The 16,108-nt window shown below is 68.5% G+C and carries 13 protein-coding genes and 2 tRNA genes; 7 read left to right on the top strand and 8 right to left on the bottom strand.

The window, feature by feature from the left end; genetic code table 11:
• Position 1: 1 nt before the first annotated feature.
• On the top strand, positions 2-2,626 hold the full coding sequence (gene valS, locus ACX80U_RS09185) for a valine--tRNA ligase (RefSeq protein ID WP_459268160.1): 2,625 nt from the start codon (positions 2-4) through the stop codon (positions 2,624-2,626).
• Positions 2,627-2,694: 68 nt separating this feature from the next.
• Here the strand turns inward: valS and ACX80U_RS09180 are convergent, their stop codons facing one another.
• A complete protein-coding gene (locus ACX80U_RS09180) occupies positions 2,695-3,312 on the bottom strand; it encodes a mycothiol-dependent nitroreductase Rv2466c family protein (RefSeq protein ID WP_133080631.1) in 618 nt (205 codons plus the stop codon).
• A gap of 209 nt (positions 3,313-3,521) precedes the next feature.
• Here ACX80U_RS09180 and ACX80U_RS09175 point away from each other — a divergent pair, with 209 nt between their 5' ends.
• Positions 3,522-5,030, top strand: coding sequence for a glyceraldehyde-3-phosphate dehydrogenase (locus tag ACX80U_RS09175; protein WP_459268159.1), 1,509 nt, complete (start codon positions 3,522-3,524; stop codon positions 5,028-5,030).
• Between the two features lie 67 nt (positions 5,031-5,097).
• On the opposite strand, the gene clpX is transcribed toward ACX80U_RS09175, so the two are convergent.
• The 5 genes from clpX to ACX80U_RS09150 form a co-directional block, all read right to left on the bottom strand.
• Complete coding sequence (clpX, locus tag ACX80U_RS09170; protein WP_133080633.1) at positions 5,098-6,390, bottom strand: ATP-dependent Clp protease ATP-binding subunit ClpX; 1,293 nt, start codon at positions 6,388-6,390, stop codon at positions 5,098-5,100.
• A gap of 164 nt (positions 6,391-6,554) precedes the next feature.
• Positions 6,555-7,229 (bottom strand): ATP-dependent Clp protease proteolytic subunit, encoded by a 675-nt coding sequence (locus ACX80U_RS09165; RefSeq protein WP_133080634.1) that lies wholly within the window; start codon positions 7,227-7,229, stop codon positions 6,555-6,557.
• A 40-nt stretch (positions 7,230-7,269) separates the two neighbouring features.
• Positions 7,270-7,896: an ATP-dependent Clp protease proteolytic subunit gene (locus ACX80U_RS09160; RefSeq protein ID WP_279628600.1), complete on the bottom strand. Its 627-nt coding sequence runs from the start codon at positions 7,894-7,896 to the stop codon at positions 7,270-7,272.
• A 252-nt stretch (positions 7,897-8,148) separates the two neighbouring features.
• Positions 8,149-9,660 (bottom strand): trigger factor, encoded by a 1,512-nt coding sequence (tig, locus tag ACX80U_RS09155; protein ID WP_459268158.1) that lies wholly within the window; start codon positions 9,658-9,660, stop codon positions 8,149-8,151.
• Positions 9,661-9,729: 69 nt separating this feature from the next.
• Positions 9,730-9,803, bottom strand: a tRNA-Pro gene (locus ACX80U_RS09150).
• 114 nt (positions 9,804-9,917) lie between these two features.
• Here ACX80U_RS09150 and ACX80U_RS09145 point away from each other — a divergent pair.
• Positions 9,918-9,988 (top strand) — tRNA-Gly (locus tag ACX80U_RS09145).
• A gap of 97 nt (positions 9,989-10,085) precedes the next feature.
• Here the strand turns inward: ACX80U_RS09145 and ACX80U_RS09140 are convergent.
• Together ACX80U_RS09140 and ACX80U_RS09135 are read right to left on the bottom strand one after the other, a co-directional pair.
• The gene (locus tag ACX80U_RS09140) at positions 10,086-10,964 is read right to left on the bottom strand and encodes an Fpg/Nei family DNA glycosylase (protein ID WP_459268157.1); all 879 of its coding nucleotides are present in this window, start codon (positions 10,962-10,964) and stop codon (positions 10,086-10,088) included.
• Positions 10,957-11,427, bottom strand: a complete 471-nt coding sequence (locus ACX80U_RS09135; RefSeq protein WP_133080637.1) for a ribose-5-phosphate isomerase — start codon at positions 11,425-11,427, stop codon at positions 10,957-10,959. The genes ACX80U_RS09140 and ACX80U_RS09135 overlap by 8 nt, the downstream gene beginning before the upstream one ends.
• 209 nt (positions 11,428-11,636) lie before the next feature.
• Between ACX80U_RS09135 and pepN the strand changes: the two genes are divergently transcribed.
• The 4 genes from pepN (at position 11,637) to ACX80U_RS09115 (ending at position 16,053) form a co-directional block, all read left to right on the top strand.
• The gene (gene pepN, locus ACX80U_RS09130; protein ID WP_459268208.1) at positions 11,637-14,189 is read left to right on the top strand and encodes an aminopeptidase N; all 2,553 of its coding nucleotides are present in this window, start codon (positions 11,637-11,639) and stop codon (positions 14,187-14,189) included.
• A 70-nt stretch (positions 14,190-14,259) separates the two neighbouring features.
• Complete coding sequence (locus tag ACX80U_RS09125) at positions 14,260-14,760, top strand: OsmC family protein (protein ID WP_208741316.1); 501 nt, start codon at positions 14,260-14,262, stop codon at positions 14,758-14,760.
• 124 nt (positions 14,761-14,884) lie between these two features.
• Positions 14,885-15,517, top strand: a complete 633-nt coding sequence (locus ACX80U_RS09120; protein ID WP_459268156.1) for a mechanosensitive ion channel family protein — start codon at positions 14,885-14,887, stop codon at positions 15,515-15,517.
• On the top strand, positions 15,514-16,053 hold the full coding sequence (locus ACX80U_RS09115) for a globin domain-containing protein (RefSeq protein WP_133080640.1): 540 nt from the start codon (positions 15,514-15,516) through the stop codon (positions 16,051-16,053). The genes ACX80U_RS09120 and ACX80U_RS09115 overlap by 4 nt, the downstream gene beginning before the upstream one ends.
• Positions 16,054-16,108 lie beyond the last annotated feature (55 nt).

Here is a 16,108-nt window from a genome sequence, read left to right as displayed (position 1 = left end):
CATGGCCGATACGACCCAGGGCACAGACACGCCCTCACCCCAGCCCGTTTCCGTTCCCGACAAGCCCGCCCTCGAGGGCCTCGAAGAGAGGCTGTCCCGCCAATGGCGGACGGACGGCACCTACTCCTTCGACCGGGCCACCACGCGTGAGCAGGTGTACTCGATCGACACACCCCCGCCCACGGCGTCGGGATCGCTGCATGTCGGGCACATGTTCTCCTACACCCAGACCGACGTCCTCGCCCGCTTCCAGCGCATGCGCGGCGCCAACGTCTTCTACCCCATGGGCTGGGACGACAACGGTCTGCCCACCGAGCGCCGCGTCCAGAACTACTACGGGGTGCGCTGCGATCCGTCGGTCGCCTACGACCCCGACTACCGGCCGCCCGCCGAGCCGGCCAAGAACCAGCGCGACTTCGACGCGGTGTCGCGCCGCACCTTCATCGAGCTCTGCGAGGAGCTGGCGGTCGAGGACGAGAAGGTCTTCGAGAACCTGTTCAGCACGCTCGGCCTCTCGGTCGACTGGGACCTGACCTACCGGACCATCGACGACACCTCACGGGCCGTCTCGCAGCGCGCCTTCCTCGAGAACCTGAGGGCCGGGGACGCCTACCTCGCCGAAGCGCCCACCCTGTGGGACGTCACCTTCCGTACCGCCGTCGCGCAGGCCGAGCTCGAGGACCGCGAGCAGCCCGGCGCCTACCACCGGATCGCCTTCTCCACACCCGACGGCGGACAGATCCACATCGAGACCACGCGGCCCGAGCTCCTGCCGGCATGCGTCGCCCTCGTCGCGCACCCCGACGACGAGCGCTACCAGCCCCTCTTCGGCACGACCGTCACCTCCCCGCTGTTCGACGTCGAGGTCGAGATCAAGGCGCACCCCCTCGCGAAGCCCGACAAGGGCAGCGGCATCGCCATGATCTGCACCTTCGGCGACCTGACCGACGTCACGTGGTGGCGCGAGCTGCAGCTGCCGACCCGAGCGGTCGTCGGTCGCGACGGGCGCATCCGCTCGGAGACCCCCGAGTGGATCGCCACCGGGCGCGCCCGCGAGAACTATGCGCAGCTGGCCGGCAAGACGATCTTCAGCGCCAAGGAGGCCGTCGTCGCACTGCTCCGCGAGAGCGGGGACCTCGACGGCGAACCGAAGAAGATCGTGCACCCGGTCAACTTCTACGAGAAGGGCGACAAGCCCCTGGAAGTGGTGACCAGCCGCCAGTGGTACATCCGCAACGGCGGACGCGACGCCGGCAAGCGGGACGCACTGATCCAGCGCGGCCGTGAGATCGACTTCCACCCTGCCTTCATGCGCTCGCGCTACGAGAACTGGATCGAGGGCCTGAACGGCGACTGGCTGGTCTCCCGGCAGCGCTTCTTCGGGGTCCCCGTCCCCGTCTGGTACCGCCTCGACGCCGACGGCGAGCCCGAGTACGACCATCCCGTCGTTCCCGCGCTCGAGTCCCTCCCGGTCGACCCGGCGGCCGACCCCGCCCCGGGCTTCGAGGAATCCGCACGCAACCAGCCGGGCGGCTTCATCGGCGACAACGACGTCCTGGACACCTGGGCGACCTCGTCCCTCACACCGCAGATCGTCGGTGGCTGGGCCCGCGACGAGGACCTGTTCGGCAAGGTCTTCCCCTTCGACCTCCGCCCGCAGGGACACGACATCATCCGGACCTGGCTGTTCTCGACGGCGGTCCGCGCCGACGCGCTGCAGGACTCGGTGCCGTGGAAGCACGCGGCACTCTCGGGTTGGATCCTCGATCCCGACCGGAAGAAGATGTCCAAGTCCAAGGGCAACGTCGTGGTACCCACGGACGTCCTCGAGCAGTTCGGTGCCGACGCCGTGCGCTACTGGGCGGCATCCGCCAAGCTCGGCGCGGACACCGCGTACGAGGTGAACCAGATGAAGATCGGCCGGCGCCTCGCGATCAAGCTGCTCAACGCCTCCAAGTTCGTCCTGAACCTCGGCGTCACCGAGGCGTCGGTGGGCGAGGGTGCTGTCGGGCGCGTCTCCAACGCCCTGGACCTGTCCCTGCTGGCACAGCTACGGACCGTGACCGACCAGGCGACCGCGGCGTTCGAGAAGTACGACTACGCCCGCGCGCTCCAGCTGACCGAGTCCTTCTTCTGGACCTTCACCGACGACTACGTGGAACTGGTCAAGGACCGTGCCTACGGGGACTCCGCGGACGCGGGCACGCAGTCCGTCCAGACAGCGCTGGCCACGACGCTCGATGCCCTGCTGCGCCTGTTCGCCCCGTTCCTGCCGTTCGCCACCGAGGAGGTCTGGAGCTGGTGGCGCCAGGGCTCCGTCCACCGGGCGGCCTGGCCGAGCGCGGACGCGCTGGCCGGCCTGCCGGACACCGCCGACGCCGGTGTCCTCACCTCCGTCGCGTTGGCCCTCGGAGGCATCCGCAAGGCCAAGTCCGAGGCGAAGGTCAAACAGCGCACCGAGGTCGAGACCGCCGTCGTGACGGCACCGTCGGTGCAGGTGGAGCAGGTCCGTGCCGGGCTGTCCGACCTCCTCGCCGCGGGCAACGCCAGGGACCTCCGCTTCGCGGAAGGAGACGGCACCCTGGCCGTCTCCGACGTCGAACTGGTCGCCCAGCCCGCCGAATAGGCCTCCCGGGCGTAGAACGCGGAAGGGGACCCACCGTACGGTGGGTCCCCTTCCGTCTGTCCTGCGGACTAGTCGAACGTCGGGCTCTTCGTGCGGGACCGCTTCAGCTCGAAGAACTCGGGGAACTCCGACAGCAGCACGGCGCCGTCGAAGATACGGCCGGCCTCCTCGCCGCGCGGGATCCTCGTCAGGACCGGACCGAAGAACGCCGTGCCGTTGAAGGCGACCACCGGGGTGCCGACCTCGTCGCCGACACGATCGATGCCGTCCTTGTGGGACGCCCGGAGCTTCTCGTCGTACTCGTCGGTGGTGGCGAACCGGGCCAGGTCCGCCGGCAGGCCCACCTCCTCGAGGGACTCGCGGATGACCCGCCCGAAGTCCTTGTCCTGCCCGATGTGGATGCGGGTGCCCATCGCGTCGTACAGCTTCTTGATGTACTCGTTCCCGTGCAGTTCCGCAGCGGCGATGATGACCCGGACCGGCCCCCAGCCCTGCAGCATCATGGCCTGGTATTCCTCCGGCAGGTCACGTCCCTCGTTCAGGACGGACAGGCTCATGACGTGCCAGTCGACGGAGATGTCGCGGACCTGCTCCACCTCGCCGATCCAGCGCGACGTGATCCAGGCGAACGGACACAGGGGGTCGAACCAGAAATCGGCCTTCTCGACGGTCGTGGACTCGCTCATGCAGTACTCCTTCTGAGATTGGGAGGCCGTAGCCTTCTTCCGTGCAACCCGCCCTGTCGACGTCGTATTCCGCCCCGAGTTGGTGCCGTGCTGCCGGAGGCGGTCTAATGAAAGGACACGACCAGCCGACGGTGCCTGGCGCTCTCCCTGCGTCGCATCGGGCTGGATGAGTTCGCACCGGACTTCCCGGTGATGGAAGGGACGCCGTTTTGCAGCAGCACCGGACCGAGGACCACGCCGACACCCCCGCCGACACCCACGACGGCTGGCTCGACCGCGAGGAACTCGCCGAAGCCATGATCCCGCTCATCGGACGCCTGTACCGGAAGAACAACGTGGTCACGAGCATCCACGGACGCAGCCTCATCAACAAGTCCACGATGAACATCCTCAAGGCCCACCGCTTCGCCCGCCGCATCACCACCGAGGAACTCCGCCTCGAGGATACCGCCCCCATGCTCGCGATCCTCGCCGACCTCGACCTCGGCGCCGCCGCCATCGACATCGGGCGCCTGCGCCTGTCCTACGACGCCTCCACCGCCGCCGGGGACGAACGCTCCCTGGAGGAGTTCCTGCGCACCGAGCTCGCCGACATCGTCGGCCAGGGCGGGCACGACGAGCGCACCAGCACCGACGTGGTCCTCTATGGCTTCGGGCGCATCGGCCGGCTCGTGGCCCGCCTGCTCATCGAGAAGGCCGGCGGCGGTCACGGCCTGCGCCTGCGCGCGATCGTCGTCCGCCGCGGCTCCGCCAACGACCTCACCAAACGCGCCAGCCTGCTGCGCCGCGACTCCGTGCACGGATCCTTCGAGGGCACCATCCAGGTCGACGAGGCGTCGAACACCATCACCGCCAACGGCACCCGCATCCAGGTCATCTACTCCGACGACCCGGCCTCCATCGACTACACCGCCTACGGCATCACCGACGCCCTCGTCGTGGACAACACCGGCCGCTGGCGCGACGAGGCGGGCCTCTCCCAGCACCTCGAGAGCACCGGCGTCGCCAAGGTCCTGCTCACCGCACCCGGCAAAGGCGCACTGAAGAACATCGTGCACGGCATCAACCACGGCACCATCGAAGACACCGACCGGATCATCACCGCGGCGTCCTGCACCACCAACGCCATCACCCCGGTCCTGAAGGCCATCAACGACCGCTACGGCGTCGTGCACGGCCACGTCGAGACCGTGCACTCCTTCACCAACGACCAGAACCTCATCGACAACTTCCACAAGGGCGACCGCCGGGGCCGCTCCGCGGCCCTGAACATGGTCCTCACCGAGACCGGCGCCGCGACCGCCGTCGCCAAGGCCCTGCCCGAACTCGCGGGCAAGCTCACCGGCAGCTCCATCCGCGTGCCCACCCCGGACGTCTCCATCGCGATCCTGAACCTCACCCTCGGACAGGGCACCACCAAGGAGGAGGTCAACACCTACCTGCGGGAGATGTCCCTGCACTCGGGCATGCGCAAGCAGGTCGACTACATCGACAGCCCCGAGGTCGTCTCCACCGACTTCGTCGGCTCCCGCCGCGCCGGCATCGTCGACGGCCTCGCGACCATCTCCGAGGACATCCACCTCGTCCTCTACGTCTGGTACGACAACGAGTTCGGCTACAGCTGCCAGGTCGTCCGCGTCATGGAGGAGATGGCAGCCGTCCACCCACCGAGCTACCCGCAGGCGGACGCCGGAGCCACCGCGGGCGCCACGGCCTGAGGACACAGGAAAGGCCCGGCCGATCGGCCGGGCCTTCTTTCCTGTCGGATCGCTGTCCGCCGCGGGGTCAGGCCGACTTGTTCCGCCGCTTCGCGACCACTTCGTGCGAGATGAGCGTGGGCTCCGCCCGCTTGGCGACGACGTCGTCCGTGATGACCACGGTGGCGATGTCCTCGCGGCTCGGCAGGTCGAACATGACGGGGAGGAGGACCTCCTCCATGATGGCTCGCAGTCCCCGGGCGCCCGTGCCGCGGTCGAGGGCGAGGTCGGCGATGGCCTCGAGCGCCTTCGGTTCGAAGACGAGCTCGACCCCGTCCAGCAGGAACATCTTCTGGTACTGCTTCATCAGCGCGTTCTTCGGCTCCGTCAGGATCTGCATGAGCGCCGGACGGTCCAGGTGGGTGACGGTGGTGATGACGGGCAGTCGGCCGATGAACTCGGGGATCAGCCCGAACTTCAGCAGGTCCTCCGGCATGACATCGCCGTAGCTCGCCTCCTCGTTCTTGAGGGAGCTCAGCGGCGCGCCGAAGCCGATGCCCTTCCGTCCCGCCCGGGACCCGATGATCTCCTCGAGCCCCGCGAACGCCCCGGCCACGATGAACAGCACGTTCGTGGTGTCGATCTGGATGAATTCCTGGTGCGGGTGCTTGCGCCCACCCTGCGGCGGCACCGACGCCACCGTGCCCTCGAGGATCTTCAGCAGCGCCTGCTGGACGCCCTCGCCGGAGACGTCGCGCGTGATCGAGGGGTTCTCGCTCTTGCGGGAGATCTTGTCGATCTCGTCGATGTAGATGATGCCCTGCTCGGCCTTCTTCACGTCGTAGTCGGCGGCCTGGATGAGCTTGAGGAGGATGTTCTCGACGTCCTCGCCCACATAACCGGCCTCCGTCAGTGCCGTCGCATCGGCCACGGCGAACGGGACGTTCAGCCTGCGCGCCAGGGTCTGGGCGAGGTAGGTCTTGCCGCACCCGGTGGGGCCGATCAGCAGGATGTTCGACTTGGCGATCTCCACGTCCTCGGTCTCGGCCGCGTCGGCGAGGGTTCCCGCCGCACGCGGACCGCTGCCGGACTGGATGCGCTTGTAGTGGTTGTAGACGGCGACGGCGAGGGAACGCTTCGCGGGCTCCTGGCCCACCACGTACTCCTGCAGGAAGTCGAAGATCTCACGGGGCTTGGGCAGCTCGAACGTACCGAGATCGGCCACCTCGGAGAGCTCCTCCTCGATGATCTCGTTGCACAGGTCGATGCACTCGTCACAGATGTACACGCCGGGGCCGGCAATCAGCTTCCGCACCTGCTTCTGGCTCTTCCCGCAGAAGGAGCACTTGAGCAGATCCGTGCTCTCACCAATGCGAGCCATGGTTCAATCCCCTTAGGTATTACGCGATTGCTAGAACCACTCTAGGCCACATGGCCGTGGTAGCCGGTATCAAAATGCCCGTGGTGCCTTGCGGCGCCACGGGCGATGACCGGACGATCGGGCGGATCCGGCGGCCCCCTGGGCCATCGGATCCGCCCTGCCGACTACGGCGTGTTGATCTTCGGCGGGGTGATCTTGCGCGAGGTCAGGACCTCGTCCACCAGGCCGTACTCGACGGCGTCGGCGGCGGTGAGGATCTTGTCGCGCTCGATGTCGATGTTGACCTGCTCGGCCGTGCGGCCCGAGTGCAGTGCCAGCGTGTCCTCGAGCCAGGTGCGCATGCGCATGACCTCGTTGGCCTGGATCTCCAGGTCGGAGGCCTGCCCGCCCTGGCCGCCGGACAGCGCGGGCTGGTGGATCAGCACGCGCGCGTTCGGCAGCGCGAGGCGCTTGCCGGGTGCGCCTGCAGCCAACAGGACGGCCGCGGCGCTGGCAGCCTGGCCGAGGCACACGGTCTGCACCTCGGGCCGGATGAACTGCATGGTGTCGTAGATCGCCGTCATCGCAGTGAAGGATCCGCCGGGCGAGTTGATGTACAGGGTGATGTCGCGCTCGGGGTCCGTGGACTCGAGCACGAGCAGCTGCGCCATGACGTCGTCCGCGGACGCGTCGTCGACCTGCGTGCCGAGGAAGATGATGCGGTCCTCGAACAGCTTCGTGTACGGGTCCTGGCGCTTGAAGCCGTACGGCGTGCGCTCTTCGAACTGGGGAAGGATGTAGCGGCTGGTCGGCAGGTTCTGCGCCGTGGATCCCGCTGCTGCCTGGAAATCGTGGTTCATGGTGTCTCCTGTAGGACGACTGGTGGAAGGCTGCTGCGGACTACGCGTTCTGCTCGGTGCCGCCGCCGCCGGCGACGGAGCCCGAGTGCGCGGAGATGTGGTCGAAGAAGCCGTAGTCGAGGGCCTCCTGGGCTGTGAACCACTTGTCGCGGTCGTTGTCCTTGAGGATCGTCTCGACGGTCTGGCCCGTCTGCTCCGCCGTGAGTTCGGCCATGACGCGCTTCATGTGGAGGATGAGTTCTGCCTGGATGCGGATGTCGGTGGCCGTTCCGCCGATACCGCCGGAGGGCTGGTGCATCAGGATGCGGGCGTGGGGCGTCGCGTACCGCTTGCCCTTCGTGCCCGAGGACAGCAGGAACTGCCCCATGGAGGCGGCGAGGCCCGTGGCGACGGTGACGACGTCGTTCGGGATGAACTGCATCGTGTCGTAGATGGCCATGCCCGCGGTCACGGAGCCGCCCGGGGAGTTGATGTAGAGGAAGATGTCGCGCTCGGGGTCCTCGGCCGACAGCAGGAGCAGCTGCGAGCAGATGGCGTTCGCGTTGTCGTCGCGGACCTCGGAACCGAGCCAGATGATGCGCTCCTTGAGGAGCCGGGTGTAGATGTACTCGTCACGTCCGCCCATCTCGGGACCGGCCATGCTCGGGGTACTTGGTTCGGTTGCCATTGCGTTAACCTCTCACTCTGGCGGGCCGCTGCCACTTCGGCCGACCCGTCCGTTTGTCTCTCCTTGGACACTAACCCGCTGCGGCGGTGAATTGCTCCCGCACCGCGAACTGTTCGCTGACGGCGCACGGTGGCGGGCGGGGTCCCGGGAGCCGCTTCGCGGGGGCCTGGAAACGGCTCCGGCGGCGCTTAACGAGACAGCGGTGCCGCCGCCCGGAGGCTGCGGCACCGCTGTCGGCGCTGCGGAGGAAGGCTACTTCGTGGCGGCCTTCTTCTTGGGTGCCTTCTTCTTCGGAGCTGCTTCGGTCTCGGCCTCTTCGGCTGCCTCCGGAGCCTCGGCGGCGTCGGAAGCCTCGGGAGCCTCAGCGGCCTCGGGAGCCTCAACGGTCTCGGACTCGCCGGCCTCGATGCCCTCGACGGCGTCCTGCTCGGTCTCGACGTCGTCGACGGTGATCGTCTCGGCGTCGTCCCCGGCGGGACGGACGAATTCGCTCAGGTCGACGGCGGCACCGCTGGTATCGGTGACCGTGGCGTACTCGAGGACCTTGGCGAGGGCCTTGCGGCGGCGGACTTCTCCGACGATCATCGGGACCTGACCGCTCTGGTCCAGCATCTGGGCGAACTGGTTCGGCTCCATGCCGTACTGGCCGGCGGTGGAGACGATGTAGTCGATCAGCTCGCTCTGGCTGACGCCGACCTCTTCCTTCTCGGCGACGGCGTCGAGGATGACCTCGTTCTGGAAGGCGCGCTCCGTGTTGGTGCGGACCTCGGCTCGGTGCTCCTCGGTGTCGTGGTCCTCGCCGGCGCTGTGGGCGTTCTCACCGTTGAAGTGCTGCTCCAGCTGCTCTTCGACGACGCTGGCCGGGACGGGCACGGCGACGAGCTCGACGAGACGGTCGAGCACCTTGTCGCGCGCCTCGACGCCCTGGTCCATGAGCTTGGACTCGGAGGCCTGCTTGGCGAGGTCGGCCCGCAGTTCCTCGGCGGTGTCGAACTCGGAGGCGAGCTGGGCGAATTCGTCGTCGACGGCGGGGAGCTCGCGCTCCTTGACGGCCTTGACGAGCACGGTGACCTGGGCGTCGGCGCCGGCGTGCTCACCACCGGCGAGCTTGGTCTCGAAGATCGCGGTCTCGTCCGTGGACAACCCGGTGACGGCCTCGTCCATGCCTTCGAGCATCGTGCCGGAGCCGATCTGGTAGGACAGGTCCTGTGCCGAGTCAACCTCTTCGCCGTCGACCGCTGCGGTCAGGTCGATCGTGAGGAAGTCGCCGTCCTTCGCGGGGCGGTCGACGGCGGCCAGAGTGCCGAAGCGCCCGCGCAGCTCGTCCATCGCCTTCTCGATGTCCTCGTCGGACGCCTCGACGGGTTCGACGGTGACTTCGATGCCCTTGTAGTCGGGCAGCTCGATCTCGGGACGGACATCCAGTTCCACGGTGAAGGTGAGCTGGCCGTCCTTCTTCGCAGGATCGGGGACCTCGGTGATCTCGACCTCGGGGCGGCTGAGGGGACGAATTCCCGTCTCCTGCACGGCGCTCTGGTAGAAACCGTTCAGGCCGTCGTTGATGGCGGTCTCGATCACGTAGCCGCGGCCGACACGCTGGTCGATGAGCTGCTGCGGAACCTTGCCCTTGCGGAACCCTGGAACCTGGACCTGGGTGGCGATGGTCTTGTAGGCCTCGTCGATGCTGGGCTTCAGTTCCTCGAAGGGAACCTCGACGTTCAGCTTCACCCGGGTGGGGGAAAGGGTTTCAACAGCGCTCTTCACAGCGTAGGACTCCTGAGATGATTGGGATTGGTTCTGCAGCGGAGGCACTTTCCTCATCACACGACAGAGTCGGGGTGACAGGAGTTGAACCTGCGACTTCCTGCTCCCAAAGCAGGCGCTCTACCAAGCTGAGCTACACCCCGTAAGTGCGAGTGTCAGTCTACGCACCTTTACGTCCACCGCGCACATTTGGCGATCGCGCGGCAGCTGTGGTGTAGTTATATGCGTTCCACGGGGTCCCGAAAGGGGCCCGCTGCGGGGATGTAGCTTAATGGTAAAGCCTCAGTCTTCCAAACTGATTACGCGGGTTCGATTCCCGTCATCCCCTCTCCTTCCGCTGTGAAGCGGCCCACCCGGACTCCTCGTCCGGGTGTTCCTGTTTAAGCACACCGCTTCGAGCACACCGCCTGGCGGCCGCGGGGGCGTCAGTCCGGCTGGCAGGACGGGCACCAGTAGACGGTGCGCGCGGCCATCTCCGCACTGAGGACCGTGGTCCCGCACCGGCGGCAGGGCTCGCCCGTCCTCTTGTAGACGTAGTTCGGAGCCGATCGCTTCGGCCTCCCGTTACGGGCCTCGACCGTCGTCGTGATGATGCGGCCCTCGCGCACGCCGTCCCTCATCAGCCGGACGGTGTCGGCCCAGATCCCCAGCGCTTCGTCCTCCCTCAGCTGCTTCCCCGGGCGCCAGGGGTTGATGCCCTGCAGGAACAGCACCTCGGCGCGGTAGATGTTGCCGATCCCCGCGATGACCGCCTGGTTCATGAGCTGGATCCCGACGGGCGTGATGCTCGACAGGACCTTCGCGACGAAGGCCGACCCGTCGGGCCGGGGCTGGAGCGGATCCGGGCCGAGCTTCGCGCGGGCCGTCGTCTCCTCAGCTGTCGTGATCACCTCGCAGGCGGTCGGCCCGCGGAGGTCGGCCCAGCCGTGCTCGGACACGAACCGGACACGCACAGCGCCCACGGGTTCCGGTGGTCCCGCATACGCCGTCGGACCGCCCTCCGACGGCTGCTCGGACTCCCCCACGCGGCGGGGCGCTCCGATGCTCGAGGCCCCACGGAATGTGGCGTCCCCGCCGAAGGTCCACGCGCCGTACAGCCCGAGGTGCACGCGCAGCACGCGGCCGTTGTCGAAGCGCAGGAACAGCTGCTTCCCGTGGGCGAGGGCGCTGAGCAGGGTGCCGCCGTCGAGTTGCGCCGCGCCCGCGGCGAAGCGGCCCTGCGGACTGGACACGGCCAGCGTCTCGCCGACGAAGACGGACGAGAACTGTTGCGCCAGCCGGTGGACCGAGTGGCCCTCAGGCAACGCTGCCCGTCTCCTCGTAGCGCGCGATCTGGCCGATCCGGCGGCTGTGCCGTTCGGCGCCGCTGAACGGCTCGGCGAGGAAGGCCTCGATGATCCCGGTGGCTTCCTCCACGGAGTGCTGGCGGCCGCCGACGGCGATGACGTTCGCGTCGTTGTGCTGGCGTGCGAGGCGCGCCGTGTCAAGGTTCCAGGCGAGTGCCGCCCGGACCCCGCGTACCTTGTTCGCTGCGATCTGCTCACCGTTGCCCGAGCCGCCGAGCACGATCCCGAGCGCCTCGGTCCCCGCTGCGCGATCATCGACGACGGCCTGCGCGGCGTCGATGCAGAAGGAGGGGTAGTCGTCCTCGGGATCGTAGGACGTCGGACCGTGGTCGACGACGTCGTGGCCGGCCGCCGTGAGGTGGGAGAGCAGGTGGGCGCTCAGCTCCATGCCGGCGTGGTCGGTGGCGAGGTGGACGCGCATGGCGATCGGTTCCTTCTCGTGGCGCCGGGAAGAGCCGGCGGTGGCTGCGGGATACGTCCGCCCAGCGTGGCAGGACCCTTCCAGCCTAGTCCGGACCCGCTGCGCACCGGGCCACCCTCACGCCGGCGCCCGGTGGAGTGAGAGAATACGAAACGCCGCGGTCACCTGCGAGCACCCGCACACCACCCTGGAGGCGATCCTTGCCCGGTCTGAATCTGACGCGCGACGAAGCACGTACACGCGCCGATCTGCTCACTGTCCACTCCTACGAGATCACCCTCGACCTGACCCGCGGCGACCGCGTGTTCGGATCGATGACGGTGATCTCCTTCGACGCGCAGCAGGGCGCCTCGACGTTCATCGACGCCGTGACGGACACGGTCCACCGCGTCGAGCTGAACGGCGTGGAACTGGACCCGGCGGAGGTCGCCGACGGTGTCCGGATCCAGCTGCCCGTCCTGGCCGCCACCAACAGGCTCGTCGTCGAGGCCGACATGCTCTACATGAACACGGGCGAGGGTCTCCACCGCTTCACGGACCCCGTGGACGGCGAGGTCTACCTCTACACCCAGTTCGAGGTCCCCGACTCCCGGCGGGTCTTCGCCGTGTTCGAGCAGCCGGACCTGAAGGCGACGTTCCGCTTCGCCGTCACGGCGCCGTCGCACTGGGACGTCATCTCGAACACCACCACGCCGGAACCGGTCCAGGCAGGGGCCGGCGCGGACGGCGGCGCCTGCGCGACGTGGTACTTCGAGCCCACGCCCGTCCTGTCGTCCTACGTCACGGCCCTCATCGCGGGCCCGTACCAGTCCGTGCGCAGCGAGCTGACGAGTTCCGACGGCAGGACCATCCCGCTCGGCGTCTTCGCCCGGAAGTCGCTCATGCAGTACATGGATGCCGAGAACATCTTCGCGCTGACGCGGCAGGGCTTCGCCTTCTTCGAGGAGCAGTTCGGCGCACCGTACCCGTTCGAGAAGTACGACCAGCTGTTCGTCCCCGAGTTCAACGCCGGCGCCATGGAGAACGCGGGCGCGGTCACGTTCGTCGAGACCTACGTCTTCCGCTCGCGGGTGCCCGATGCGACCGTCGAGCGGCGTGCCATCACGATCCTGCACGAACTCGCCCACATGTGGTTCGGCGACCTCGTCACGATGCGCTGGTGGAACGACCTCTGGCTGAACGAGTCCTTCGCCGAGTTCATGTCCACGCTGGCCGCGGCCAGGGCGACGGAGTTCGAGCAGGCCTGGACGACCTTCGCCATCCTCGAGAAGGGCTGGGCGTACCGCCAGGACCAGCTCCCCTCGACGCACCCGATCGTCGCGCAGATCAACGACCTCGAGGACGTCCAGGTGAACTTCGACGGCATCACCTATGCCAAGGGCGCCTCCGTCCTCAAGCAACTGGTCGCGTGGGTGGGGCAGGAGGAGTTCATGCAGGGCGTGCGGCAGTACTTCGCCAAGCACTCCTGGCAGAACACGGAACTGGCCGACCTCCTCTCGGAACTCGAGGCCGCCAGCGGCAGGGACCTCCAGGCGTGGTCGGCCCTCTGGCTCGAGACCGCCGGCGTCAACACCCTCCGCCCCGAGTTCGAGACGGACGACGACGGCACCATCACCTCGTTCGCCATCCTCCAGACGGCCATCGAGGCCTTCCCGACCATCCGCCCGCACCGGCTCGCCGTCGGTTTCTACGACCATGACGACGACGGCGCCCTGGTGCGCGTCCACCGCCTCGAGCTCGACGTCGACGGCGAGCGCACCGAGGTGCCCGAGCTCGTGGGCCTCCCGCGCCCGGCGCTCGTCCTGCTGAACGACGACGACCTCGCGTACGCGAAGATCCGCCTCGATCCCGCCTCCCTGAGGACCTCCGTGCGGCACGTGAAGGACTTCCGCGACTCCCTCCCCCGTACGCTCGTGCTCGCGTCGGCCTGGGACGCCGCCCGCGACGGCGAGACGGCCGCCCGCGACTACGTCGAACTGGTCCTGCAGAACATCGGGGCGGAGTCCGACTCCTCCGTGGTCCTGGTCCTGCTCCGGCAGCTCGCCTCCACCCTCGCGTTCTACGTCAACCCCGACGACCGCGAGGCGATGGGCGACGCTGCCGCGGACAGCCTCCTCGAGCTCGCCCTGGCCGCCGATGCCGGCTCCGACGCCCAGCTGCAGTTCACGAGGGCCTTCTCGGCGCACGCCCGCACGGCATCCCAGCTGGACACCGTGTCGGCGATGCTGAGCGGCGAGCAGGTCCCCGAGGGCCTCACCGTGGACCAGGACCTGCGCTGGGAGCTGCTCACCAGCCTCGTGGTGGGCGGGCGCTCCGGCGAGGCCGGCATCGACGCGGAACTGCGCCGCGACTCGACGGCCACCGGGCAGCTCGCGGCAGCAGCGGCCCGGGCCGCACTGCCGACCCCGGAGGCGAAGGAAGCGGCCTGGGCGGCACTCGTCGACGCGACGGACCTGCCGAACGCCACCCAGCGCTCGATGATCTCCGGGTTCACGCGGGTCCATGACCGCTCCCTCCTCGAACCGTTCGTCGACCGGTACTTCGCGTCCATCCAGGAGGTCTGGGCCACCCGTACCCACGAGATCGCCCAGCAGATCGTCGTGGGGCTCTACCCCTCGCTGCTCACCACGCCGGCGACGCTCGAGCGGACCGACGCCTTCCTGGCGGGACTCGGGACCGACTCGCCGTCGCTGCGGCGCCTGATCCTCGAAAGCCGGGACGGCGTCGTGCGCGCACTCGCGGCGCAGGCCGCGGACAGGTAGGCGGCCCCGGCACGGGGAGGACACCGGTCCTCCCCGTGTCCGGGCCCGCGCCGCGTACTAGGTTGGATCCATGAACCTGCAGGAACACCACTACTCGGCGCGGGTCCGCTGGACGGGCAACCTCGGCTCGGGGACCTCCGGCTACCGGTCCTACAGCCGTGACCACGAGATCGAGGTCGACGGGCCCGGATCCCTGGCCGGCACCGCGGATCCCACCTTCCACGGGTCGAAGGACCGGTGGAACCCCGAACAACTGCTGCTCACCGCCGTGGCCCAGTGCCATCTGCTGTCCTACCTCCATGTCGCGGTGAAGGCCGGCGTCGTCGTGACCGGATACCGGGACGCAGCGACCGGCACGCTGCGCCTGAACAGCGACGGCAGCGGGGAGTTCACCGGCATCACGCTGCACCCGCACGTGGAGGTGGCCGACGCCGCCCAGACCGCCCTGGCCGATTCCCTGCACGCGGAGGCGAACCGGCTGTGCTTCATCGCGCGATCCCTCGACTTCCCGGTGCACCATGAGCCGAGCTCGGCGGGCCCCTCGAGCAGCACCGCGGGCGCCCAGGGGTAAGGGACGCACCACCTCGTGGGACCGCCCTGCCGTCGCTGTAGCCTGTTAAGGCGTCCCCGCGCCCCGGTCATCGACCGATGATCCCGAGCGGACCTCACCCGGGCGCCTGCACGAAAGCGACAACATGACATTCCTTCCCTCCCTCGGCTACGGCGGCCAGGTCATCGGCGCCGTCATCATCCTGATCGGCGCCCTCCTCCTGTGGCTCGTCGTCCGCTTCCTCATCGCACGGTCGGTCAAGCGTGTCCAGGACGGCTACAGCGTCTTCAAGAAGCCGCACTTCAGGTGGGCGCAGCCGGCCCTCCGCCCGTTCGACAGCGCGCGGCGCGTGCAGCGGGCCGAGACGATCGGCGGCCTGATGTCGAGCATCGCTGCCGGAACCATCGCCATCGTGGCCATCCTCATGGCCATCGAGACCCTCGGCTTCAACATCGGTCCCATCCTGGCCAGCGTCGGCATCGTCGGTATCGCGATCGGTTTCGGTGCCAGGGAGGTCATCCGTGACGCCTTCCTCGGCTTCTTCATCACCATCGAGGACCAGTACGGGATCGGCGACACCATCGAGGTGGGAGACACGGTGGGCGTCGTACAGTCCCTCGGCCTCCGGATCACCCGGATGGTCGATGCCGACGGAGCCATCTGGTACGTGCGCAACGGAGACATCACGAAGGTGGGCAACCGGTCGCAGGGGGACTACGTGGCACCGCCGGCCGAAGGGGCAGCGCCCGCTGCCGCTGCTACGGAGGGACGGGCATGAGCACCAGCGAGCACGACGGGGCAGCTTCCCCGGGCGAGAACAGGCCGCAGGGCGAGGTACCTCCCGCTCCCGGCCTCCCGCTCCCGGTCTCCGGCGTCCGTCCCCCGTTACCGGCCGAACGGCTCGTCGTGGCGGGGCAGCAGTTCAGCCAGCCGCAGTACACGGACAACTTCTACGAGGCGATCGGCGGTCATGCGACGTTCGTGACGCTCGTCGACGCGTTCTACGACGGCGTCGCCGGCGACGACGTCCTCCGGCCCATGTACCCGGAGGAGGATCTGGGGCCCGCGAAGGAGCGGCTCCTGCTGTTCCTCGAGCAGTACTGGGGCGGTCCGAAGACCTACGGGGAGCAGCGTGGACACCCCAGGCTGCGCATGCGGCACATGCCCTTCCGGGTCGGCCCCGAGGCGCGGGACCGCTGGTTGCACCACATGCGTGCCGCCGTGGACGCCCTGGCTCTCGCTCCCCTGCACGAGGCCACGCTGTGGGACTACCTCGACCGCGCCGCACACTCGATGGTCAACGCGGCGGACTGAGTCCCCGTGCGCCGGGGACGGCACGCGCACGGAGTTTCGCGGCCGCGCCGGGGAC

The organism is Arthrobacter sp. TmT3-37 (assembly GCF_054510835.1).
The sequence above is the reverse complement of the archived record's forward strand: the minus strand, read 5'-3'. Positions and strand labels throughout refer to the sequence as shown.